The organism is Kamptonema sp. UHCC 0994 (assembly GCF_029167235.1).
GTDB lineage: Bacteria > Cyanobacteriota > Cyanobacteriia > Cyanobacteriales > Microcoleaceae > Kamptonema.
Map to the genome: position 1 here is coordinate 22,229 of NZ_JARFTR010000221.1, position 23,227 is coordinate 45,455.

Consider the following 23,227-nt stretch of genomic DNA (forward strand, 5'->3'; position numbering starts at 1 on the left):
TTGGAATCAGTTGCTACCTCAGCCTTTCAGCCAGAAGATCGCCCACACGCAAAGCATTCGCCATAATTGTCAGCGTTGGGTTAACTCCAGAATTGGAGGGGAAAAAACTACCATCGACAACATAAAGGTTATCGACATCGTGGGTGCGGCAATTGAGGTCTAATACTGATGTTTTGGAGTCGCTACCAAAGCGGCAAGTACCGCATTGATGACCTACAGCTTGCAAAGGAATATTATTGCGGGGATAGAGGCTAAAGGGGATGACGTGCATGGCATTTCGCTCGATTGATTTCAATACTGATGTCCAGCGATGAGCCAAGCGATCGGCAGCTTCAGTATTATTAACGGTGTAATCCAAATGCAACTTTTCGCCGACAACACGCACCCGATTGTTAGGATCGGGCAAATCTTCAGTTTGCAACCACCACCCTACAGATCGTTCAGCAATCAAGTGTAGTTCAAAGCCGGGAATAAATTTCACCAAGGGTGCTAAAAGCGGCGGTGCTTCTGCTGGAATCATATCTGCCAGTACATTTCCGCTATTTTGCACCATTCCCATTGGATAGGGAAAATCTGGTTCGCCCCAGTAGAAGTCGTTAACAGCGATCGTCTTTTGAAAGTTGGCTCGGTTGGGTTCAAGGTGGATGGATAATAGTGCGATCGCCTGATGCTTCATAAAATTGCGCCCCACGCGATCGGAACTATTCGCCAGTCCATTTGGATGCTTGTCATTAGCCGATCGCAGCAGCAAAGCAGCGGAGTTAATAGCCCCACAAGCCACTACGACAATATCAGCAGAGAACTGATATAACTCCCCATTAACATCAGTTTCAACTGCGGTGACATCTCGCCCAGACGCGCTAGTGTGCAGTTTCAGGACTTTGGCGTTTGTTATCAGCGTCAGGTTAGAATACGCCTCGCGGGTGGGACGAATCGCATTCACTTCAGCATCAGCTTTTGCACCCACCAGACAGGGATAGCCGTCAAAAGTATCGCAGCGAATGCAGGGACTTTTAGTGCGATCGCTCTCGTTCAACTTCAGTCCCAACGGTAAATTAAAAGGGTAATAGCCCAGCTTACGGATGCCATCGGCGATCGTCTGCATATCCGCCTCGTGACTCACCGCCGGATAGGGATAGGACTCGCTGCAAGGCGGTTCCGTAGGGTCTTTACCTCGCTCTCCATGTACATCGTACAGCTTTTCTGCCTGAGTGTAATAAGGCTCAAAATCCTGATACTTCAGTTCCCACTCAGGAGAAATGCCGCCCTTGTGGATTACCCGTTCAAAATCTCGCTCTCGCAGTCGTAGCAACGCTGCCCCATACAGTTTAGTATTTCCACCCACCCAGTAGCCCGTCTGCGGGCGAAACGCCTTACCGTCTTTGTCGTACCAGTGTTCGTCAGTGTGATAGCGTTCCTTTTGGTAAACTTCCTTAGCGTTCCAGTTGTCTTTTTCACGAGGCAGAAAATCACCTCGTTCCAGCACTAAAATCTTTTTACCTGTAGGTGCTAAGCGGTGAGCCAGTGTACCTCCACCTGCTCCTGTCCCGATGATGATGACATCATAGTGAGTTGTTGTCGTTTCCATTGCAATTTTTTCTGAAGTTATTCTCGTTTCGTTTTATTTATTAACTTATTGGAGTAGGATTGGGTTGGGTGATGTTAACCATCGCCATACCTCCTTTGGCATGACATTTTTGTGGGAATTGCTGTGAGCGATCCAAAGAGAGGTGATAATAGCTCCTAGGATAGATTGTTCGATCCAGGTTATAACTTTAAACTCAATAAAGTCATCTGTCTGATGGCTTAGTATTCATATCTACCTAACGAAAGATTCTGATTTTATCGACTACTTATACAAAAATAATTCGCTAATCTATAGCTGTGGTTTGAGGTGTAATTGACACTAATTAAACGACAATTACCCTGAACTTAAAGCTGCGATCGCAGCTCAATGTGCGTTAACTGGCAAGAAATACCATGCCTGAAACCATTGAAATCTATGACGATCGCCTGCGATCGCTTGTACGCCCAAATGCCTCCCTCCAAAAGCTTGCCAATGGTGCCATCCATAGCGAAGGCCCCCTTTACTTCCACGAAGACGACAGCGTTGTGTGGAGCGATGCTCATGGCAACCGCCTGTTGCGCTGGAGTAACCGTGATGGAGTCAGCGTTCTGCGCGATCCGTCCGACTATCAAAGCGGTAATTACCGCGACTTGGAGGGTCGTCTGGTTGCGTGTTCGTCGGGTTTACGTGCTATTATCAGACGCGATGATGACGGTCAGTGGCAGGTTTTAGTAGACCGTTATCAGGGTAAGCGCCTCAACAGCCCGAACGACCTGGTAGTGAAAAGTGACGGCACAATTTGGTTCACTGACCCACCCTACGGCATTACTGAGCCAAACCAAGGCTACGGCGGCGAACAGGAACAACGGGGATGTTTCGTGTACCGCTTTGACCCAGTGACGGGTGAGATCGATGCGATCGTCACGGATATGGTGCGCCCTAACGGACTCGCTTTCAGTCCAGACGAAAACCTGCTGTACGTATCCGATACCGCTGCTTTCAACATCCCCGATGGGCCTCATCATATCCGCGTGTACGAGGTTGTAAATGGTCGGCGTGTAACGAACGATCGCGTATTTGCAGCGATCGATCCGGGTCAACCCGATGGGTTGCGTGTGGACGAGTACGGCAATATCTTTACTAGCTCTCAGGATAGCGTGCAGGTATATGCGCCTGATGGCACTCGCTTAGGGAAAATTCTGGTGCCGGAGATTTGCGCTAATCTTACCTTTGGGGGAGTGGGACGCGATCGCCTTTTTATTACGGCAGGCACATCCTTATATGCGATCGACCTTAATACTCGTGGGGTGCAGAGATGATTTACAAATTTGCCATTGGCTTTGCGTTCACCTTTCTATTAGTTACTAACATTTCATCTAATCTGCCAGAGCTAGGTCTAAACCTATTCAGTTCGCTTAATACTGTTTTCCCCGCCGGACTTCAAGGCACGGTGCTTTTACTATTAAGAGTTAGTATCGGCCTATTGTTTCTGCTGCATGGCTATCCTAAAATAACGCACCTTCAACAGTGGGCTGATTTACTGAAAATGCCGATCTTTCTTTGCTTTTTATCAGCAGCGTCTATGTTAGGCGGCGGAATTTGCCTAATTTTGGGATTCCTGACACTTTTGGCGAGTCTACCAATTCTCGGCTCAATGGTATTTGCGGCATATTTAGACATCTCCCAAGGTAAGCCTTTTATGGCTCGCGATCCCTATTTAATTCCTGAAGAACAGTATCAGGGGCCTTTAGGAAAAGGCGAACCGCCAAGCTGGGAAAAAGCGTTTATGTATTGTGTAATGTTGATTGCGATCGCAGTTTTAGGGCCAGGTGCGTATTCGCTTGATGCTCTGATTTTTGGACGTTGAACCAGACTGGTTTTTCTATTTAAGAAGTTCCAGAGAGGCTTCGATCGCAGAATCTAAGAATGCTTCGACTTGCGCTTGTTGTTCCTCCCCTTGGCTGAGTTGAGAAGCCGTTAAAATCGCACCAACCCAACCTTCTGTATGCCAAATTCCACCGCCAGCCAGTTGGGTAAGGCTAGTAGGATCTGGATAGGGCCAAGGAGTAACATACCAGTACGGTCGATCGTAACTACCATCCCCAGGTGACATCCCTACACCAATAGAAACAGCTTCGTCCTTCTTGGTATAAGGGAGAGAAATGAGCATAGCAATATCAAAGTGATGAGGCCAAATATGTACGGAAGATGTACCTTCTGTTCTGGTTGATACAGCTTGTAAAATCGAGTTTGTATTGGCGAAGTAAGCTGTTAATTCCTGACGTTTTGCTTCATCGTTGCTGTTAAAAGTTGCACCTCTAGCAATAGCGCTATCAGGAAAGTCATCAGGATAGGTAACAAAATTCAGTTTAGCTAGATCTGCTCCCAAAGGCTCGATGGTTTGTTTAAGCCAATTCATCCCGTCATTCAGGTTTTTTTGTGGGAGAGAAAATTCTGCTAACTGATTTCCTTGGGCATCCAAAACCAAGGAAGTTAGACTAATAGGTTCAAGAGCAACGTAGAATGGTTGTTCGGCAGTCACAAGACTACTAACAAATACTTTTAATTCTGAATTCCAGGTCAAACTGGCATGGCTGTAATCGGGTTGAGGTTCGATTAAAAAATTACCGACGGCTGCCATAAACTGAATGGCATAGTGTAACTGTATTCGAGTTTCGGTTAAAGATTGAGGATCGATATTCCTTACTTTTTGCCAACCATTCATATTTTTTCTCCCTCAGCGAGTGTGCTAAATTAAAGCTGAATCAGCTATCACTTCAACTGACGATCTCTAAACTTTGTGTTCTGGATGTCGAATAACTTTGGTTTCAACGCCATTAGCTTCAAAAATGGCTTTAGCAATATCAATCACGCCTCTTGTATGAGTTGACACTCCCCGGTCTAAAGACACGGGGATTCTTAAGGACAAACTTTGGGGGATGAATCCCACCAAAGTTTAATTCTTAAAGGGTTAGTCAGCAACCCGCTACCCACTCGCTCAATAATTGAGTCTATGGCTACTTTTGATTTTCTAATGATATTTCCTGCGCCGTTAACATCTGCATTGATTAACAATCCAGTGCTAGAACGGTACAAACCTCGCTTAATTCTTTTACCTAATGGTTGCCAATTGTCGGGTTTTTCACCGACTTTCACTGGCAACAAATCTTGGTCTAAAAAACTAGCTTTTGATGTGTAAGATTCGTCTTGCTCTACAAATCGCCAGCCTCTTAAATCGCACTCTTGTTGCAATCTATCTTTAACTTTAGCGGTAGGGATTTGGACAAAGTTCTGATTGGTCACGACCCCCATATTAACTTCTTGCTTTTGTCCTTTGTTCCAACCAAAAACTATCACATTGATTTGGTGATTTTCGCAATAATCTACGATAGTTCTGACTGCCTTGTTGACCGCATCCCTCATCCTTCTGGCGCGAGTCTCTGACAACTGTTGCAGTCTCTTTGACAAAAAACCTTTGGGCAGTTTATGTGTAGCGTGTTCTGATTGAACTCTCGCTTTTTCCTTATTAAACCATTGGTTCCAAGACTTCAATTTGTGACCATCAATAATGAAAGGATTACCATTACTAGAAACACAAGTTAGCCAGTTATCAATCCCATGATCTATTCCTAAAACTCCTGTCACTTCGAGACTGCAACTAAGAGCTTGCTCAGTCAGAGACTCGTAAACATACTCAATCCAGACCTCACCATTTCTAGGGATTAGCCTAAGTTCTTTAATTTGGCAATCTTTCAAGCGTTCCGGTAATGTTACCCAGAGACAGTCTGTCCCGAAGTGTTCTTTGCCTTTGGTTCCCAAAGGCAATCTCACCCGATTACCCACTATTTTCAAGGCTTGTCCCGGATAGGAGACTTGGTACATACCGCCTTTGGTTCTATATTTGGGCAGTCTCGGTTTTTGATTAAGTTGCCCTTTCTTAGCAAGCCTTTCTAAGGCTCGAAAAGAGCTAAAAGATTCGGTAACAGATTTCAATGATTGTTGAGCTACTTGAGAGTAAAGTAGCCCGTAATTTTCGTTGCTCTTGGCAATCTTGTACAAGTCGGGGTATTTAATTGTGCCTTTGTCCTTAAAGTACCGTTGCCGACTTTCGTAAGTGCCGACATTAAACAGATTATTTGACCATCTCAACAGTTGCTCAACAATAGTTTTATCGAATCCTGTTAAATGCCAGATATCTTTTTGTACTGCATACATTAATTTCACCTCTTTTGATTTATTGTACTATACTTGGAAATATCTAACTGGTTTTATATTTATGAAAACAATTAACCTATAAAATATCATACTTCAAATCACAAGTCTTGAACTTTATCAAATTTTGATACAAAATTTTACATTAACCAATGGATTTAAAGTCAGTACGGGTTAAGTAAAAGGTTTAATTCCTGACCAAGGACGTGCATGGCATTTCGCTTTAAGAAGTTCCAGCGAGGATGCGATCGCAGAGTATAAAAACGCTTCGACTTGCACTTGTTATTACTCCCCTTGGCCGTCATGATTTCTGGTCTTTATCGTCATCACTTAGCATATTGAGCAATTTTTTGGCAACTATAGCGCCGACGACGACTCCACCAACCACTTGAGCAACCTTAACAGCTTGTGTTACCCCATCACCAGAATTGAGATGTTCGTGGAATATCTCATCTTTTAGCCAATCTGTAGTAACTTTAAAGTTATGAACCGGAGTTGGCAATAGCTCTAAATAAGTGCCTTGGCGAATCAGATGACCAACTTCGCCTGTCACTTCAAAAACATCGTAAATGTTAGCAGCACTATTTTCTAAACCTAGTTTGAGAAGGGTTCCGCGTAAGTTAACCTGAGCTGGTTTTGGCTCATGTCCTAAAGCGATCGCTTTCAGATTATGCGCGATCGCGGCTCCTTGCTGATAAGCTACTTGGGCAGTAGGAGGCAAAGGTTTAATATCATTGTGTTGTTCAGAAGAATTAGATATTAGCTCTTTATGCAGCTCTAGATGCTCGTACTCGCGACCCTCAACCGTTGATGATTGCACATCCACAGCACAATCACCCCCCGCAAACACTTCTGGAAAATCAGGTAACTGCAAAGTGGGAGTAACATGAACGCGACCATTTTTATCGCGGTGTTCGTCGGGAATTGACAAGTTTTTAATCAGTGGATGTGTAGCCGTTCCAGTTGTCCAAATTGTGGTAGATGCTGATAATATTTCAGACTTACCATCGCGCTTATATTCAACTGAATCTCGACGAATAGCCGTCGCTTCTGCTCCCGCGATTAACTCCACTGGTACGGCGCGTTTTTCCAATTCATGCTCCGCAGTTTCGCGGAGATGACTATTAATATCACCCTTGAGAATTTCGTTGCCGTGATTAATTAATACCACCCGAACTTCTTGAGGATTACCTCCCAAAGCTTCATACCAGTGAGGTAGCAAATCGGCTAAAGTAGCGGCCATTTCCACACCACTTGGCCCGCCACCGATCGCAGCTACAGTTAGCAGCCGACGACGTTGTTCGGGGTCTTCAATTTGAACGGCTCGTTGTAAGCAGTCGCGCAGGTGGCGATCAAGTGCAATCGCATTTTCTTGGGTGCGAAAATCAAACGCATATTCTTTAGCACCCTCAACGCCAAAATAGCCAGTAACGCTACCTAAAGCTAACACTAAGTTACTGTAGTTGTAGTTAGTTCCCGATGTTAATTTGACTTCCCGTTCATGCAGGTCAATCGATTGCACCGTATCTTGCACAAAAATGATGCCGCTATCCTTAAGCAGTTCATCAAAACGCGGTACTACCTGATTAGCATCCATCTCGCCACTGAAATACTCGTAAAGTAATGGCTTAAAACAAAAGCGTTCAGAGCTATCAATTAGGATGATGCTTCTTGGATAGTGTTCGTGTGCAAGATGCAAAGCTGTAAACAGACCAGTGAAACCACCACCAACGATTACAGTCTGATAAATTGGGTTATTCATGGGAATTTATGCTATTTAATTAAAAAGAGACCAATCAATACAAAGCTGAGAAAGATAGCGAGAAGGATAGCGTGTTCAACTCTGGGACTAATAATCTTGACAGTAATCACTAAAGTAATTGCTAGGAGGACAACGCCAACATCCACAGCAACCTGACCACCTCGATCGATCAATGGATCTTTTTGGAATGATCCAGCCAAACTGAAAAAGTAAATTGTGAGGATTGCTGGTAATTCTTGAGTTGGTAAATTCATAAAAAACCTCCTTGAAATTTATAAAGTAAGGTACGAGTACATTGGGTTATAGCTGCAACAAAGATTTCATCCATCGGCTTTTATTCCTAGTAGCGGGTCTACAAATTCAAATCTCTAATAAAGCAATGCTTAAGTATGATTTGGCTACAAATAACCATTCATCTTAATACTGCAAATTTCTAGGGCGGCCAGAGATAAATTAGTGAGAATAGGACAACCCAGATCGCATCAACAAAGTGCCAGAATAAAGTAGTTGCGCTGACACCAAAGTGCCCCTTGTTGTAATTGTTCCGAATAAAGGAACGGGAAAGCATGAGCAACTGTAAGAGAATGCCCGTAAGAACGTGCAGCCCGTGGAAGCCTGTCAGCAGGTAAAATGTGCCACCCATCAACCCTGTAGTCAGCCGGAAGTTAAGGTTACTCCACTCAATCCCCTGACCAACTAAGAAGTAAATTCCCATCCCAGAAGTTAAGGCCCAAAGCCAGCGAAATCTAATAATCTTATGGCGTTTGAGAGCGTTTTCTGCGGCTTGAATAACGAAGCTACTGGAAAGCAGCACCACAGTATTAATAATAATAAATTTAGATAATTCCGGCCCCTTAAAACCAGGCGGTAGCCAGTTGGAATGGGTCAATCGGAGAGCAATATAGGTAAATAAAAAGCTGATAAAAACTAGGCTTTCCGACATCAGGAATACGGTGACACCGAACATTGCTTTACCATGATGATCGTGAGCGATGCCGCCACCAATTGGCAAGAACCTTTGTAACCAATTAGGTAGAAACTGTACTAGGCGATCGAAACGGATTGGGCTTTCATCTATATGATGTGTAGGATTTGGCATAACTTCGATGATTTTTGATTTTGAATTTTAGATTGAATAAAACTCCTCAATTATTCCTCCTGGTCGATCTATTCTTGAGTAACAGCAGCCTCTGGTATCGCTTTAGAGTTATAATGATAAGGCGGATCATTGACAACAGGAATTTCCTCAAAGTTCTCCCTCGGTGGCGGTGAAGAGGTCTTCCATTCTAACCCTGTAGCGTGCCAAGGATTGTCAGGTGCTTTTTTACCTAATAGCAAAGAACCAACGATATTGGCAATAAAAGGTAGCGTAGACATCCCTAACAAAAACCCTCCCAAACTAGCAATAATATTCCACCCTTGGAATTGCGGATCGTAAGAGGAAACCCGGCGCACCATACCCTGTAAACCTAGTGGGTGCATGGGAAAAAAGGTAAGATTAGCGCCGATAAAAGTTAAAAAGAAATGCACTTTTCCCCAGCCTTCGGCGTACATTCGCCCGGTTATTTTTGGGAACCAAAAGTAAATCGCCGCAAAGATTGCCATCGTGATTGTATTGTAGACGATGTAGTGGAAGTGACCTACCACAAAGTAGGTGTTGTTGACATGAATATCAAACGGCACTGAACTAAGCATGATGCCAGTAATGCCACCGAAAATAAACATAAGTACACCTCCTAAAGCAAATAACATGGGAGTTAAAAGATGCAGTCTGCCATTCCAAACTGTGGCAGTCCAAGCAAATACTTTGACACCAGTAGGGACAGCTACTAACATTGAGGAAACCATAAATAGTATCCGCATCCAATTGGGTGTAGCACTGGCAAACATATGGTGTACCCAGACAAATATGCTGACTAAACCAATTCCGAAAGAAGCGATCGCAACCGATCGATAGCCAAACAAAGGATTGCGAGAAAAGGCGGGGAGAATTTCTGAAAAGATGCCAAAAGCAGGCAACGCCATCACATAAACTGCCGGATGGGAGTAGAACCAAAATAAGTGCTGATAGATAATTGGGTCGCCATTCTCCAGGGGTTTGAAGAAATTTGTCCCAAAAGTGAGGTCAAAAAATAATAGTACGATCGCGCCCGTTAGGGAAGGTAAACAAATTAGTTGTAGCAACTGGGCGCTGAGAACTGTCCAAACGAAAATTGGCATCCGAAAAAACGTCATCCCCGGTGCCCGCATCCAAACAATTGTAGTAATAAAGTTGACTCCTCCCATAATCGATGAAATACCCAGTAACATTACACTTAGTATCCAAATTGATTCGCCGTTAATGGGATAACCAGTTGGGTTTTGGAGGCTGATTGGTGGGTAAGACCACCAGCCAGCTTGTGCGGGCCCACCTTGTACTAAAAAGCTTGATAGTAGCAGGATACCTGCTGGGGGAATTATCCAAAAAGCGATCGCATTCAGAACTGGAAACGCCATATCTTTTGCCCCAATCATCAACGGTACTAAGTAGTTGGCAAGACCAGCATTGAATGGGATAATCCACAGGAAAATCATCACCGTGCCGTGTAGAGTAAATAAGCCATTATATAAAGAGCGATCGACCAAATCTGATTCGGGAGTAAGCAGTTCGCCCCGAATAATCATCGCCAACAGCCCGCCAATTAAAAAGAAAATAAAGGTCGTCACCATGTACTGAACACCGATAACTTTATGGTCGGTGCTAAAGCTGAAATACTCCCGCCAGTTGGTATCATTTTTACTGTTGGGATTTTCCGCTTCGTCAGTAATTGGGATAGAGTTATTTGTCATATATTTTTTATTTATGGGTAGCAGCTTGAGAAAGCCATTGACTATAAACTTCAGGCGATTCAACGTATACATCAGCCACCATCAAAGCAAAGTCGGTGCCGCTGAATTGAGAATCGCGCAGGTGATATTTGCCGATTTTGGTGGGTGTTAATACCAGGTTAATATTGCGGTTGGGGATGATATCTTGCTTTAACCGAAATTCCGGGACATAAAAGCCGTGGATCGCGTCTTCTGAATGCAAATTTAAGCGGGTACGTTCCTTTACTCTTAGGTGTAATTCGTTACTTATAGCATTATTTGGATAGCGGAAAGACCAAACCCATTGTTTAGCTATAACCTCAATATTTTCAGTAACAGGTTGATTAGTATTTGTGACCGTTGCAGCGGCAGCAGGTTCTTCCAATAGGTGCAGATGCACGATCGGTTGTAGCCCCTCAATATCTAGTTGTTGATAAATGCTGAAACTTTGAGCTGCAAGCCATAAAACTAGGACGGTTGGGGCGGCAGTCCAGAGGATTTCCAGCCTCACATCGCTTCTAGCAGGATGACCGTGACTCCAATCTCCCTTGGGCGCACGACGGGTCATAATTGAGTATCCGATCGTGCCTGCGATCGCCAAAAATATGAACGATCCCACCGAGGTTAAAAAGCTAAATATGCGATCGACTCGTTCCGCTTCTGCGGTGGCCTGAATCGGCATCCAAGAGTAGGCGCGATCGCCAATCCAGCGGGCTATTATCAGAATTACCGCGATAAAAACTATTAATAATAGTGTGTTGAAAATTCTCCTCATCGCATCCCCTGTAAAATCAATTCTTCTAGTATAGCGGTTCTCAAGTAAGTGAGGTACGTAGTTGGGCTTTAGCCCTCTTAATTGTGCTTATATAGTTAAGTGAGGTAAGCACCTAACAACTCCCATTACCAATTAATACTCATCCCTCATCTACCTGAGAAAGGCTATATATGTGTTGGCATCATTTGAGTAAAAAATTAGGATTTTTACCTTGTCGAATCAAGCCCGCCGCCGTATTATGTATCCCGAATTCATCTCCCATCTGCGCTCCTAATGTTCCGTGAACAAATAACAATCCCAACATGGCAATACCCACCAACAAATAGCTCCACTGCACTTGGATCGTGGCATCTTTACGCCAGCGGTAGCGTTGCAATCCCCTCCACACGGTCATGGCAACGATCGCTGCTAATAGTAAAATCCCACCGATACCGTGCAACAGCATTGTTGTACCAGCACCCAACCCCCAAGCACTCTTCATATTTGTGGGTGGGTTTGCCAACATAATCTCAAAAAAGCCCGCTGCGACGGTAAAAAATGTGATAACAGCACTCGCTAAAAGATTGTACCAACCAACATCAAAAAAGCTAGGACGAATAGCAGTTAGAGCTAAAAATTTGAGGATTGGTTTTTCAAAGCGAAACAGCGTTCCTGCAATATCAAAAATTATGGCAATAATGAATAAACCCAAAGTTAAATGCACTAGCTGCGGATGAATTGGAACTTCGTAGGGTAATCCGTTCGCACCTAGTTTGAACCACAACCGATCGATAAGTTGGGAGTTCATTATAAGACTCCATTTTTTGTTGCTTCAACTACGGGTTCTACGTGCAGCCCGTATACCCAAACTAACTGACTCCCTAAATATTGTTGAAAGCATACTAAACAAATTAAAAATGTTGCTACACCTAGATAAGCAACAGGTATCTTTAGTGGCGTGCGGGCGCGAATCGCAAATCGCCATGCGGTAATTGCCACAATAATTGCCGAAAGTGACCAGCCAGTAATTGTGTGCAAATTCAGCGTCGGCTTGACAGCTTCGTAAGGTTGGGCTAAACCAGCTTCAAACTGACCAAAGATGACGGCTAGGAAAATACTGACTGAAGCCACAAACATATTCCAGAAACTTACCTCAAACAAACGATGATTGCGGTTGAAATAGCCTACCACGTCGCAGAAGAAGGAAAAAAACACCATCGCGATCGCGAAATGGACGATGATGGGATGGAGCGGATCTGGGTAAGGTAGATTCGCATTATTGAGAGGCAGAGGCATCGCTTTCTCCTGTTTTACTGAACTTGTTCCCGGAGGCGAGCTGACAGGGAGTTCTCTAAATATAGATTGAGACTAATTCTAAATAAACATATCTATCTAAAGATTGATTTAAGCCTAAAAAACAACCATTGCTTCTAAAACTATTGGGTTGTCAACTCTCTAAAGTTTTAAGGCGATCGCGGTTGTCATATTTTTGACACAATAATGACATAAAGATTCCTTACTTATCACAAAAAGCATTGTTTGACAATTAAATTTATGTGTAAGTTTCTCGATCGGATAATTATAAAGTTCTACCCTCAGAAATAGATGCGAATTACCCCATTAGATAGACGTATTTAATTCTACAAATCCCTAAAGTTAGCGCAGAAACCTATAAATAAATCTTTAAGTAGTTACGTTAAGTAGGGTGCGTTAGCTCGATAAAATTAGTGAGGATCTACAAAATTTTAGGCCCTGACGCAAGGAAATCAAAACAAGGAAAAAATATGAGCTATTCCCCTAATCTTCTTAAAGGTCAAAAAGCACTCGTAACGGGTGCAAGTTCTGGTATTGGTGAAGGAGTCGCCCGCGCTTTGGCTGCATCGGGTGCTTCCGTTGTAGTCAACTACCATTCTGAACCGGAAGAAGCAGAGAAGATTGTCAGCGAGATTAAATCGGTTGGTGGGGAAGCGATCGCGATCGGTGCAAATGTCGCCAAGGAAGAAGAAGTTTTGTCAATGTTTGACCAAATGTACCAGCACTTTGGCACGATCGACATCTTAATCAACAACGCCGGAGTGCAAAAAGACTCAGCCTTTGTAGACATGACCCTTGACCATTGGAACTTGGTTATTAGCGTGAACCTAACCGGACAATTTCTCTGCGCCCGTGAAGCAGCAAAAGAATTTCTGAAGCGGGGCGTGAAGCCAGATATCTCCTGTGCCGCAGGCAAAATCATTTGTATGAGTTCGGTACACGAGGAGATACCTTGGGCGGGTCACGTCAACTACGCTACCAGTAAGGGCGGCATCCACATGATGATGCAGAGTATTGCCCAGGAACTCGCACCCCACAGAATTAGGGTCAATAGCATTGCACCTGGTGCTATTAAAACTCCCATCAATAAAGCAGCCTGGAATACACCAGAAGCTGAGGCAAAATTACTAAAACTCATTCCCGCAAACCGGGTCGGAGATGTGACAGACATCGCCAAAGCTGCTGTTTGGCTTGCCTCGGACGACTCAGATTATGTGAATGGTGAAACTCTTTTTGTAGACGGCGGTATGACTCTGTATCCAGGGTTCGCCACAGGGGGCTAGATGAACGTAGAACAGCAACAGCACAGTTTTTGACTTTTGATTACTAACCCAAGTTGCTAGTTATAAGATTAGTCTTATTCTTTGTACGTAGTTGGGCTTTAGCCCTCATAATGAAGCCTGCATAAGAGGGCTAAAGCCCAACTACGTACCTTTACTTAAATAACTAGCAACTTGCGTTACTATTAGCTAGCTAAATTGACGAGAACGAGGAAGGCGTATGAATTCTGAACCAGTATCAACGGCGTGGGGAAAAATACAGGCAATGACTAACAGCCTGATTACCCTACTGCCAAATATAGTCCTCGCCTTAATCGTCTTTGCCATCTTTTGGTTTGCCGCCAGGGCATTCAAGTCGGTAGTCAAACGCCTTACCAGCAGGCATCGACAGGCGCGGAATCTGGGACTGGTACTCGGACGTTTGTCACAAAGCGTTGTCATTTTAATCGGTTTATTTGTTGCCTTATCTATTGTCATCCCATCATTCAAGGCAGGAGATTTAGTTCAACTGTTGGGCATTAGCGGTGTAGCGATTGGCTTTGCGTTTCGTGATATTCTCCAAAACTTCCTAGCAGGTATCTTGATTCTCTTAACTGAGCCGTTCCAGATTAATGACCAAATTGTCTTCAAAAACTTTGAGGGAACGGTTGAAGAGATTCAGACTCGTGCCACAACCATTAGGACATACGATGGTCGTCGGGTTGTGATCCCGAATTCCGAGTTATTTACAAACTCGGTGATGGTTAATACCAGTTGGGAAAACCGCCGAGTACAGTACGACGTTGGTATCGGTTATGGGGATGACATTGAGCGGGTGAAGCAGTTGATAATGGAAGCGATCGCTAATTTAGAGGGCATTCTCAAAGAGCCTGCCCCAGATGTATTAGTAATGGAGTTGGCTGGAAGTACCGTGAACATTCGGGTGCGCTGGTGGATCGATCCACCGCGACGTGCGGAGGCTCTCGATACACGGGATAAGGTTCTCACTGCCATTAAGAACAAGCTGACTACCAATGGCATTGACCTACCTTTTCCGACACAGCAAATCTTGTTCCACGACCAAACCGAGGAGACAGATGGCGATCGCTCTCGTCAACGTGAAGGATGGCCCGCTGGGAACAAGGACGTGCCAAACTCAGGCAGCATTAGCGGTTCCTTGAGAAATCTGGCTCAGATGCGGACGCAAAAAGATGGGAACGGAAACGATTGAATCAGTCTCTAAGATTGGCATCGCAAGGCTGAGATTAATAGCACAGGGGGTGATATGCGTCAACTACTTGTCCAAGTTCCACGCGGCTGTGGGAAAAATGTCCTTGACATCGCTAAAGCTTGTGACGGACAGAATCTTGTCCAATTTGAAGCGACTGGGAGTGAAAAACCACTGGATGTGGTTATCGTTCACGTTCCCAACCAGAAAGTTGAGGAACTATTGGGGGAGTTGGAATCAGTTCCAGAACTCCACGTTACATTAATTCCGCGTGGAGTTATCGCTCTAGAACCACCAGCGTCTGAGGCACCCCAGCAAGTCAAGAACGTGGAAAATCGCAGCCCCATCGAGATATTCCTCGCTGGTTTGCAAAGTGTTGGTTCGTGGAAAGGCTTTCTAGGATATGCCGTGGCTGGGGCTATAGTGGTTTGGATCGGCTTGTTCACGAATACCAGCTATCTTCTGGTTGCGGCTATGCTGATCGCACCGTTTGCCGGGCCCGCCATGAACACAGCGATCGCAACAGCGCGGGGTGACGCACACTTGCTGCAACGTACTCTCTTACGATACTTCGCAGCCCTTGCCGTGACAATCCTAGTGGCATGGGTGCTGAGCCTGATCCTACAGCAAGAAGTGGTAACCTCCTCGATGAGCGCCACGAGTAACGTGTCGGCGGTGGCAGTGCTGCTGCCCCTAATTGCAGGAGCAGCGGGTGCTTTAAACCTCGTGCAATCTGAAAGAAGTAGCCTGGTGTCGGGTGCAGCCGTGGGGATGCTGGTTGCCGCTTCGCTGGCCCCACCTGCGGGAGTGGTGGGCATGGCGATCGCAATGGGTCGCTGGGACATGGCTGTGAACGGCTTGTTTGTGCTGTTGCTGCAACTGGTGGGAATCAATTTGTCAGCTTCTATTGTGTTCCGTATCTACGGTTTGTCTGCGCGTGGAGCGCGTTACGATCGCGGGAAAAAGTCGGTGTTTCCAGCTACCCTTGCCGTCACAATCTTCGCTCTGGGAGGCTTGCTGGCTTGGCAGTTTTCTACCTCCCCAGAGCTTCAGCGTAGCAGCCGTTCGCAACGAGCCACTGCTGAGATCCAGAAGGTGGTGAAAAATAGTAATCTCGCAGAACTGGTGGAGGCTGATGTTCGTTTTCCCAGCGCTAATATCAAAGGTCAGAATACGCTGCTCGGTACTGTCTACGTCCAGCGCCAACCAGGTGTCACCCAGTCAGATCGGGAAATCCGCGATCGCTTAACGAAGGATATTCAAACTAACTTACTCCAAGAAGGGTTTAACGTCACACCGTTAGTCGATGTCAGCGTTCTTGAGGCACCAACTATCAAATGAGTCCGCGTCATGCTTCGTAAAAGCCTTTCAAGGCGAATTGTTAACCAATGAACGCAGAACAGCAACGGTTAGAAGAGAATTGCGAACCGGATAAACATTGGTATCGTTGGGGTTCTTACCTGAGCGATCGCCAATGGGGTACAGTGCGAGAAGATTATTCACCTTATGGTTCAGCTTGGGAGTATTTTCCTCACGACCATGCGCGATCGCGCGTTTACCGTTGGGGTGAAGATGGATTGGGTGGATGGTGCGATCGCCACAGTCAACTCTGCTTTGGTTTAGCACTGTGGAATGGCCGCGATCCAATTTTAAAAGAACGCCTATTTGGGCTAACCAACGAACAGGGTAATCATGGTGAGGATGTCAAAGAATACTATTTCTACCTAGACAACACGCCTACCCATTCCTATATGCGCTGGTTGTACAAATATCCGCAACTGGAATTTCCCTACACTCAACTTGTTGAAGAGAATGCCGATCGCCACAAGGATCGGCCTGAATTTGAATTATTGGATACGGGCGTGTTTGACGATAATCGCTATTTCGATGTGGTTGCTGAATACGCCAAAGCCTCTACAGACGATATTTGTATTCGCATCAGTGTCACAAATCGGGGGGCGGAAACTGCCACAATTGACGTGCTACCTACCCTTTGGTTTCGCAATACCTGGATCTGGACGGGTAATAAACCGCAGTCACAGCTAACAAAAATTGCTGATGGTGTCATTAAGGCCAACAGTGAGAAATATGGGGATTATTGGTTATTTTGCGATGGGAATCATCAGCTTTTATTTACCGAAAATGAAACTAACAACCAACGCCTCTACGGAGTTGCTAATGCCTCGCCTTATGTTAAAGACGCTTTCCACGAGTATGTAATTCACAACAACCAGGAGGCAGTGAATCCAAATCGAATTGGGACAAAGGCAGCCGCTTGGTATCATTTGGAAATTGGGGCGGGACAGACAAATGTAATTCAATTACGATTCACCAACCAATATACAGAAACGCCATTTAATGCAGCATTTGCTGATACCTTCAGCCAGCGTCAAACAGAAGCAGACGAATTTTACGAAACGCTCACCCCTGGTCTAGATGAGGATTGCCGCAACATTCAACGACAAGCGTTTGCTGGACTGCTGTGGAGCAAACAGTTCTATAAATATGATGTTCGTACTTGGCTGCATGGAGATTCAGCGGAACCTACCCCGCCCAGTCAACGCCTCACTGGGCGTAATGCTGAGTGGTGGACGCTCTACGCAGAAGAAGTTATTTCTATGCCCGATAAGTGGGAGTATCCTTGGTTTGCTGCATGGGATTTGGCGTTCCACTGCATTGCTTTAGCATTAATCGATGGAAACTTTGCCAAACAGCAATTACTATTACTAACTAGCGATCGCACCATGCACCCCAACGGTCAATTACCCGCTTACGAGTGGGCGTTTGGCGATGTCAATCCTCCGGTACAAGCATGGGCGGCGTGGCGCGTCTACAAAATTGAACAGAAACGAGTTGGAAAGGGCGATCGCAAATTCTTGGAGCGGATGTTTCACCGCTTGATGATCTACTTTACCTGGTGGGTAAACCGCAAAGACCTACGAGGGCAAAACTTGTTTCAAGGAGGGTTTCTCGGACTAGATAACATTGGGGTATTTGACCGCAGCAAGTCATTACCAACGGGGGGATATTTAGAGCAGGCAGACGGCACAGCATGGATGAGTATGTTCTCACTAAATATGCTGGCGATCGCTCTGGAACTCTCCCGTGAGGACGAAAGCTACAGCGATATGACGTTGAAGTTTTTTGAACACTTTCTCTACATTGCTAACGCCATTAATCAGGTAGGGCCTGAAAAAATTGTCCTCTGGGACGACGAAGACGGCTTTTACTACGATGCCTTGCACTTACCCAATGGAGAGTATGTACGACTGAAAGTACGCTCAATGGTGGGACTGATACCGCTATTTGCTGTCGATACTATGGAGCCAGATTTGTTAGAAATTGTGCCGGGGTTAAAAGACAAAATTGAGTGGTTTCTCAACAACCGTCCCGAATTGGCAAAAAACATTGCTTGTATGACAATTGAGGGAGAAGGCGATCGCCGCCTGCTTGCCATTACTAGCCCCGAAGCGCTGCGTCGTATCCTGCGACGATTGTTGGATGAGGATGAATTTCTGTCACCCTATGGTATCCGATCGGTTTCCCGCTATCACCAAGAGCATCCCTTTATCTTCGATTGGGATAGCACTCGCTATCAAGTAGACTATGAGCCTGCTGAGTCTACTACCGGCCAATTTGGCGGTAACTCTAATTGGCGCGGGCCTGTCTGGTTTCCAGTTAACTTTCTATTAATTGAATCCTTGCAAAAGTTCCACCACTACTTAGGTGATGGCTTCACAGTGGAGTGTCCCACAGGTTCAGGAATAATGCTCAATCTCTGGGAGGTGGCGGCTTATTTGGAGCAACGATCTATGGCTATTTTCTTACAGAATCAAGATGGGCAACGTCCGGTTTATGGTGGTACGGCAAAATTTCAGCAAGACCCTCACTGGCGCGATTTGATTCTATTTTATGAATACTTTCATGGCGATAACGGGGCTGGATTGGGCGCAAGTCATCAAACCGGATGGACAGCACTAATTGCTAAGTTGATTCAGCAGGTAAATGATAAACCATGATCGCCTACTCCTAATACCAATTCTTGAAACTATGACTACAAATCTCTATCCCCTGGCTGCGCCGTCCCCCCTTGCGAAGCAGGGCGGTTTGATTCGACCGACCTCTGGGCGGTGCCAAGAGTACCTGCCCAGAGGTCGAAAACGCTCATTTGATGGTTGGTGACATCCTTACAAACCCGATTTCCGATCGCCTCCACTGTTTTCCAGGGACTAGCGAAAATTTAATAATTGCTACAGAAGATCGGCGATCGCTACTGAATTTTTAGTAGTATACTCATCCATAATCAGTTAAGGGTGTAGGAGACATGGTAGACTCGTACAGCGATATTTACCCATTTTTTGATGAAGGCGATTACTTAGCAGGCTATCCCGAAGTCGCTCAGGCCGTTAAAAATGGCCAATTCCAGTCGGGCCTAGAGCATTTCATTCTCTTTGGCCAATTTGAAAATCGCATTGCCACTTTTACGGGAACGACGGGTAACGATCTTATCCGAGGCTTTGGCAACAGTCGATATATTTTCCCAACCCCCTACGAAATTGTCAGTGCCGATCCCTATGATACTCGAGTAATCGGTACTGGCGCGGGAGAAATTGACACGCTTGTTGGTGCTTCAGGTACAGACTATTTCGCGCTCGCCGCTTACACCGTTCCTTCAACTCCCAATGCCGTCCAGCTCTATCTAGGCCAAGGAAACAACGACTACGCTCTAGTTCAAAACTTTCAATTTGCTGAAGATATCATTCAGCTAGCAGGAAGTCCGGCTGATTACTCCCAAGAAGTTACCAATGGAAATCTTTACATCTACAACAAAAATCCTAAAGATTTGGTGGCGATAGTAGAAGGAATGACGGAGCCACTGACTGTAGTTGACAGCCCCCTCTTTGGTGGCGCATTCAGTAAAGGGACTTTTTTCCTCGGTGATGTCAATTATTTCGACGAAGCCGATTATTTGGTCAGCAATCCAGATGTCAAGCAGGCGGTAGACGATGGCGTGTTTAAATCAGCTTTCGATCATTATCTCCGCTACGGTCAATTGGAGGGTCGTATTGTTACTCTCACGGGCACGACGGATAATGACCTTATCCGAGGTTTTGGCAACAGCAGTCGATATATTTTCCCAACCCCCTACCAAGTTGTCAGTTCCGAACCCTATGATACTCGGGTAATCGGCACTGGAGTGGGAGAACTTGATACGCTCATTGGTGCTGAAGGTGTAGATAATTTCGCGCTCGGCATTTACATCGTTCCTTCAACTCCCAATGCCATACAGATGTATGTGGGTCAGGGAAACAGCGACTACGCTCTAATCCAGAACTTTCAGAGAGGAGTCGATACCATAGAAGTAGCAGGCTCGATCTCCAACTTCACCCAGGAAATTGTAGGCGGATCTCTCAATATCTATGCCAATTCTCCGAGCAAAGACTTAGTGGCGATCTTAGAAGGGGTGAGTGCACCGCTCGCTCAGGTTGAAAGCGCCGTTTTTAATGCCCATGAAGGGACTATCTACTTAGGATAAAATCCCCTGACTCGGCAAAAAAATACTCCTCCATTTTGAAGAAGAAAAATTTGCCAAAAGGGTAGGTTGGCAAAGCCGACAGGAATCGCAATCATGGCGAGATCGGAGCGTTAGGCGCTATGCCTTAACGCCCCTACACGCATACATATATACACTGAGATGCTCCCAATTATTTAGGCTCGCTATATATAGTAATAATTACCCAATAGTTAAGGAAATTTATTTTTATGACTCATCCTTCATCCCACGAACAAACCGAATCGCAATCGAGCGATCGCGAACATCCAACACCCCCGACGATTGACTATTGGCACGTCTGGACTGACGAAGATGGAATCAGCCACCAGTCTCGTTGCCAAATTCAAGACTTCACTCTCAAGAGTATTTCACCACCTGCCTCTCCTCAGTGGCTTGAGCAAATGCAGCAAGTCGGTGCTACCGTCGTCTTTACAGTGCAACCTGTGGGCTGGATTGGCACTTGGCATGAAAATCCGAAACCCCAGTGGATTATTCCGCTATCGGGACGCTGGTTTGTGGAGACGATGGACGGGCAACGAGTGGAGATGGGTGTTGGTGAAATTTCGTTTGGAGAAGACCAGAATACGAAAGCCAACGCCCAGGGACAGAAGGGACATCTTTCTGGCACTGTCGGCGATGCGCCCGCAGTTCTGATGATTGTACAACTTGAAGAAACGCCGACGATCGCGCAGGCTTGCCGCTTTCGATAATCTCAAAATTTTTATGTTGAATCGCATTCAGGTACAACGGATTCGTGCTATTGGATTAACCGTGAGTGATGCCGATCGCTCTCAGGACTTCTATACGCAAGCACTAGGGTTTGAACCCGTTTCAGACATCACGGTTGAAACAGAGGATTACAGCGACTTAGTAGGCGTGGCTGAGGCAACAATTCGCATTGTCACTTTGCAGCTTGGAGATGAAGTTATTGAGCTGATGCAGTATCTCAATATTCAGGGAAAACCGATTCCCAAGGATTCGCAAAGTAATGATTTGTGGTTTCAACATTTGGCGATCGCAGTTAGTGATATGGATCGGGCTTATGCTCATTTGCGATCGTTTCCAATTGAACCGATTTCAGTTGCACCGCAGACGATACCACCTGATAATAAAGCATCTGCTGGTGTAAGAGCCTTCAAGTTCAAAGACTGCGATCGCCACCCTTTAGAGTTAATTTGGTTTCCTGCTGATAAAGGACAAGACAAGTGGCATCAGCAGAGCGATCGCTTGTTTCTAGGCATCGACCATAGTGCGATCGCAATTAGCAATACTGAAAACAGTCTAAAATTTTACCGCGACTTGCTGGGAATGCAGGTTGAGGGTGGCAGTTTCAACCAAGGTAAAACCCAAGCTCGACTTGATAATTTACCAGAAGAAGTTGAAGTCCAAATTACAGCACTGCGACCCGATCGAGGCGGTTTGGGTATTGAATTACTAGACTATATTGTGCCTCCAAATAGTCATCCTATGCCGAGTAACTGGAAAAGTTATGATATTGCTAATATGCAAATTGAGCTAGTTGTCAACAACATTGAGCAAGCTGTGGAAATGTTGCGGCAGAATGGGGTTGAGATTGTCTCGTCGCGGGTTGTGAAGTTTACAGAAAAATGGTATCCTTATCATCAAGGTTGCTTGGTTAAAGACCCTGACGGACATGGTATGTTACTGATAGTCCTTTCTACACAATAAAGCTATTTTATCAATGCGTAAGTTCTAGGAGGACTAAAAACATGGACGTTGAAGAACTATAAAAACCATTAACTCTGTTCCCCTTCTTCCCCTTCTTTCCTGAGCATCGGAGCATCGTAGCCCCTAGCCCCTAACCGACGAAAGCGGTTGCTATACCCGTGAAGTCCTCAGATGCGATCGCACCGCCTCCCCGCTCTTCTTTGCCTAAGAAACCTTCATTGCCATCAAAGGAACTATTAATAACAGTTAAGTTGCTGGTGAATCCTGTAAAAATTGCCCCGCCGCCGTAGGTAGCAGCATTGTTATTAAATTGGCAGTTTTCAACTGTTAAATTATTCCCCATATTGGTCTTAATTCCTGCTCCTGCACCATCTTCGCCCGTACCTGATGCCTTACCATTGGCGACAGTTAAGTTCCGCAGGGTGACGTTATAGGGGGCGCTTCTGGAACCTTCTGGCAGTTCAAAGACGCGGCTGGTATTATTGCCGCTAATCGCAATCCCAGGGGCAGCAGCACCGTCTATAATTAAGGTTTTATTAATATTAATTTGGCCGCTAGTTAAGGTAATCGTCTGACTAGCGAGGCTAGGGTCAAAGACAATTGTATCTCCAGCAGCAGCGGCAGAAATTGCAGCTCTCAGCGAACCGGAACCGCTATCTAGATTATTAGTGACAGTAAAAATATTAGACATCTTGAAACTCCAGGAGTGCGTTGATTATTCATACGCCGCTGGAGCAAGAAATCAGACAGATTTGCAAATTTTTTCTAGCATTAATTATAGTTAATAAATAGAATCCCCTTTTTTTATTGTACTAGAATCTCTTGGTTTCTCCATCCGCAAATATACGGAATTTTTAATCTAGGTAGATTTACCGTAGATTGGTGAAACCCAACTTTTTGTTAACAGTTAACTCTTAAGTAGGTGAACATAAATAAACGCTATAGTATATATGGCACTTACGCAAAAGTATGCGTAACGCCGCCATCTTGGCGGTATCTTCACCGCCAAGATGGCGGCGTTACGTGAGGGGTGCTCAAGTG

Annotated in this window: 20 protein-coding genes; 9 read left to right on the forward strand and 11 right to left on the reverse strand. The window is 45.2% G+C overall.

Translation table 11 applies throughout. The features are described 5' to 3' along the window. Positions 1–13: 13 nt before the first annotated feature. A complete protein-coding gene (locus PY364_RS19710) occupies positions 14–1,588 on the reverse strand; it encodes a GMC family oxidoreductase (RefSeq protein ID WP_275525063.1) in 1,575 nt (524 codons plus the stop codon). Between the two features lie 392 nt (positions 1,589–1,980). Between PY364_RS19710 and PY364_RS19715 the strand changes: the two genes are divergently transcribed. Together PY364_RS19715 and PY364_RS19720 are read left to right on the forward strand one after the other, a co-directional pair. Beyond that, positions 1,981–2,886 carry an SMP-30/gluconolactonase/LRE family protein gene (locus PY364_RS19715; protein ID WP_275525066.1) on the forward strand — a complete coding sequence of 302 codons (906 nt, stop codon included), beginning with the start codon at positions 1,981–1,983 and terminating at the stop codon, positions 2,884–2,886. After that, complete coding sequence (locus PY364_RS19720; RefSeq protein WP_275525068.1) at positions 2,883–3,434, forward strand: DoxX family protein; 552 nt, start codon at positions 2,883–2,885, stop codon at positions 3,432–3,434. The genes PY364_RS19715 and PY364_RS19720 overlap by 4 nt, the downstream gene beginning before the upstream one ends. Before the next feature lie 15 nt (positions 3,435–3,449). Here the strand turns inward: PY364_RS19720 and PY364_RS19725 are convergent, their stop codons facing one another. From PY364_RS19725 to PY364_RS19765, 9 genes are all read right to left on the reverse strand, one after another. After that, positions 3,450–4,292 carry a hypothetical protein gene (locus PY364_RS19725; protein WP_275525070.1) on the reverse strand — a complete coding sequence of 281 codons (843 nt, stop codon included), beginning with the start codon at positions 4,290–4,292 and terminating at the stop codon, positions 3,450–3,452. A 194-nt stretch (positions 4,293–4,486) separates the two neighbouring features. After that, complete coding sequence (locus tag PY364_RS19730) at positions 4,487–5,782, reverse strand: transposase (RefSeq protein ID WP_275525072.1); 1,296 nt, start codon at positions 5,780–5,782, stop codon at positions 4,487–4,489. A gap of 298 nt (positions 5,783–6,080) precedes the next feature. After that, positions 6,081–7,541: an NAD(P)/FAD-dependent oxidoreductase gene (locus tag PY364_RS19735; protein WP_275525074.1), complete on the reverse strand. Its 1,461-nt coding sequence runs from the start codon at positions 7,539–7,541 to the stop codon at positions 6,081–6,083. Positions 7,542–7,552: 11 nt separating this feature from the next. Beyond that, entirely contained in the window at positions 7,553–7,795 is a 243-nt protein-coding gene (locus PY364_RS19740; RefSeq protein WP_275525076.1) for a hypothetical protein, read from the reverse strand. Positions 7,796–7,974: 179 nt separating this feature from the next. Next, on the reverse strand, positions 7,975–8,640 hold the full coding sequence (locus PY364_RS19745; RefSeq protein ID WP_275525078.1) for a heme-copper oxidase subunit III: 666 nt from the start codon (positions 8,638–8,640) through the stop codon (positions 7,975–7,977). Positions 8,641–8,708: 68 nt separating this feature from the next. Further along, complete coding sequence (gene ctaD, locus PY364_RS19750; RefSeq protein WP_275525080.1) at positions 8,709–10,370, reverse strand: cytochrome c oxidase subunit I; 1,662 nt, start codon at positions 10,368–10,370, stop codon at positions 8,709–8,711. 7 nt (positions 10,371–10,377) lie between these two features. Further along, positions 10,378–11,163 carry a cytochrome c oxidase subunit II gene (locus tag PY364_RS19755; RefSeq protein WP_275525082.1) on the reverse strand — a complete coding sequence of 262 codons (786 nt, stop codon included), beginning with the start codon at positions 11,161–11,163 and terminating at the stop codon, positions 10,378–10,380. A 181-nt stretch (positions 11,164–11,344) separates the two neighbouring features. Next, positions 11,345–11,950: a DUF2231 domain-containing protein gene (locus tag PY364_RS19760; protein ID WP_275525084.1), complete on the reverse strand. Its 606-nt coding sequence runs from the start codon at positions 11,948–11,950 to the stop codon at positions 11,345–11,347. After that, complete coding sequence (locus PY364_RS19765; RefSeq protein WP_275525086.1) at positions 11,950–12,438, reverse strand: DUF2231 domain-containing protein; 489 nt, start codon at positions 12,436–12,438, stop codon at positions 11,950–11,952. The genes PY364_RS19760 and PY364_RS19765 overlap by 1 nt, the downstream gene beginning before the upstream one ends. Positions 12,439–12,926: 488 nt before the next feature. On the opposite strand from PY364_RS19765, the gene PY364_RS19770 reads away from it, so the two are divergent. The 7 genes from PY364_RS19770 (at position 12,927) to PY364_RS19800 (ending at position 22,186) form a co-directional block, all read left to right on the forward strand. Beyond that, a complete protein-coding gene (locus PY364_RS19770; protein WP_275525088.1) occupies positions 12,927–13,739 on the forward strand; it encodes an SDR family oxidoreductase in 813 nt (270 codons plus the stop codon). 217 nt (positions 13,740–13,956) lie between these two features. Then, entirely contained in the window at positions 13,957–14,946 is a 990-nt protein-coding gene (locus tag PY364_RS19775; RefSeq protein ID WP_275525090.1) for a mechanosensitive ion channel family protein, read from the forward strand. A gap of 54 nt (positions 14,947–15,000) precedes the next feature. Then, positions 15,001–16,284, forward strand: a complete 1,284-nt coding sequence (locus PY364_RS19780; RefSeq protein WP_275525092.1) for a DUF389 domain-containing protein — start codon at positions 15,001–15,003, stop codon at positions 16,282–16,284. Between the two features lie 47 nt (positions 16,285–16,331). Continuing rightward, on the forward strand, positions 16,332–18,962 hold the full coding sequence (locus tag PY364_RS19785; RefSeq protein WP_275525094.1) for a glucosidase: 2,631 nt from the start codon (positions 16,332–16,334) through the stop codon (positions 18,960–18,962). A gap of 305 nt (positions 18,963–19,267) precedes the next feature. After that, a complete protein-coding gene (locus PY364_RS19790) occupies positions 19,268–20,479 on the forward strand; it encodes a hypothetical protein (RefSeq protein WP_275525095.1) in 1,212 nt (403 codons plus the stop codon). A gap of 227 nt (positions 20,480–20,706) precedes the next feature. Then, complete coding sequence (locus tag PY364_RS19795; RefSeq protein ID WP_275525096.1) at positions 20,707–21,207, forward strand: cupin domain-containing protein; 501 nt, start codon at positions 20,707–20,709, stop codon at positions 21,205–21,207. Positions 21,208–21,220: 13 nt separating this feature from the next. Beyond that, positions 21,221–22,186: a VOC family protein gene (locus PY364_RS19800; protein ID WP_275525098.1), complete on the forward strand. Its 966-nt coding sequence runs from the start codon at positions 21,221–21,223 to the stop codon at positions 22,184–22,186. A 130-nt stretch (positions 22,187–22,316) separates the two neighbouring features. Here the strand turns inward: PY364_RS19800 and PY364_RS19805 are convergent, their stop codons facing one another. Further along, positions 22,317–22,877, reverse strand: coding sequence for a hypothetical protein (locus PY364_RS19805; protein WP_275525100.1), 561 nt, complete (start codon positions 22,875–22,877; stop codon positions 22,317–22,319). Between the last annotated feature and the right edge of the window lie 350 nt (positions 22,878–23,227).

Excerpts from the sequence above, each read along its gene's own strand:
- PY364_RS19795 (WP_275525096.1), top strand. The coding sequence starts at position 20,707 with ATGACTCATCCTTCATCCCACGAACAAACCGAATCGCAATCGAGCGAT.
- ctaD (WP_275525080.1), bottom strand. The coding sequence starts at position 10,370 with ATGACAAATAACTCTATCCCAATTACTGACGAAGCGGAAAATCCCAAC.
- PY364_RS19735 (WP_275525074.1), bottom strand. The coding sequence starts at position 7,541 with ATGAATAACCCAATTTATCAGACTGTAATCGTTGGTGGTGGTTTCACT.
- PY364_RS19770 (WP_275525088.1), top strand. The coding sequence starts at position 12,927 with ATGAGCTATTCCCCTAATCTTCTTAAAGGTCAAAAAGCACTCGTAACG.
- PY364_RS19775 (WP_275525090.1), top strand. The coding sequence starts at position 13,957 with ATGAATTCTGAACCAGTATCAACGGCGTGGGGAAAAATACAGGCAATG.
- PY364_RS19790 (WP_275525095.1), top strand. The coding sequence starts at position 19,268 with ATGGTAGACTCGTACAGCGATATTTACCCATTTTTTGATGAAGGCGAT.
- PY364_RS19725 (WP_275525070.1), bottom strand. The coding sequence starts at position 4,292 with ATGAATGGTTGGCAAAAAGTAAGGAATATCGATCCTCAATCTTTAACC.
- PY364_RS19785 (WP_275525094.1), top strand. The coding sequence starts at position 16,332 with ATGAACGCAGAACAGCAACGGTTAGAAGAGAATTGCGAACCGGATAAA.
- PY364_RS19740 (WP_275525076.1), bottom strand. The coding sequence starts at position 7,795 with ATGAATTTACCAACTCAAGAATTACCAGCAATCCTCACAATTTACTTT.
- PY364_RS19805 (WP_275525100.1), bottom strand. The coding sequence starts at position 22,877 with ATGTCTAATATTTTTACTGTCACTAATAATCTAGATAGCGGTTCCGGT.
- PY364_RS19800 (WP_275525098.1), top strand. The coding sequence starts at position 21,221 with ATGTTGAATCGCATTCAGGTACAACGGATTCGTGCTATTGGATTAACC.
- PY364_RS19710 (WP_275525063.1), bottom strand. The coding sequence starts at position 1,588 with ATGGAAACGACAACAACTCACTATGATGTCATCATCATCGGGACAGGA.
- PY364_RS19760 (WP_275525084.1), bottom strand. The coding sequence starts at position 11,950 with ATGAACTCCCAACTTATCGATCGGTTGTGGTTCAAACTAGGTGCGAAC.
- PY364_RS19720 (WP_275525068.1), top strand. The coding sequence starts at position 2,883 with ATGATTTACAAATTTGCCATTGGCTTTGCGTTCACCTTTCTATTAGTT.
- PY364_RS19715 (WP_275525066.1), top strand. The coding sequence starts at position 1,981 with ATGCCTGAAACCATTGAAATCTATGACGATCGCCTGCGATCGCTTGTA.
- PY364_RS19780 (WP_275525092.1), top strand. The coding sequence starts at position 15,001 with ATGCGTCAACTACTTGTCCAAGTTCCACGCGGCTGTGGGAAAAATGTC.
- PY364_RS19765 (WP_275525086.1), bottom strand. The coding sequence starts at position 12,438 with ATGCCTCTGCCTCTCAATAATGCGAATCTACCTTACCCAGATCCGCTC.
- PY364_RS19755 (WP_275525082.1), bottom strand. The coding sequence starts at position 11,163 with ATGAGGAGAATTTTCAACACACTATTATTAATAGTTTTTATCGCGGTA.
- PY364_RS19730 (WP_275525072.1), bottom strand. The coding sequence starts at position 5,782 with ATGTATGCAGTACAAAAAGATATCTGGCATTTAACAGGATTCGATAAA.
- PY364_RS19745 (WP_275525078.1), bottom strand. The coding sequence starts at position 8,640 with ATGCCAAATCCTACACATCATATAGATGAAAGCCCAATCCGTTTCGAT.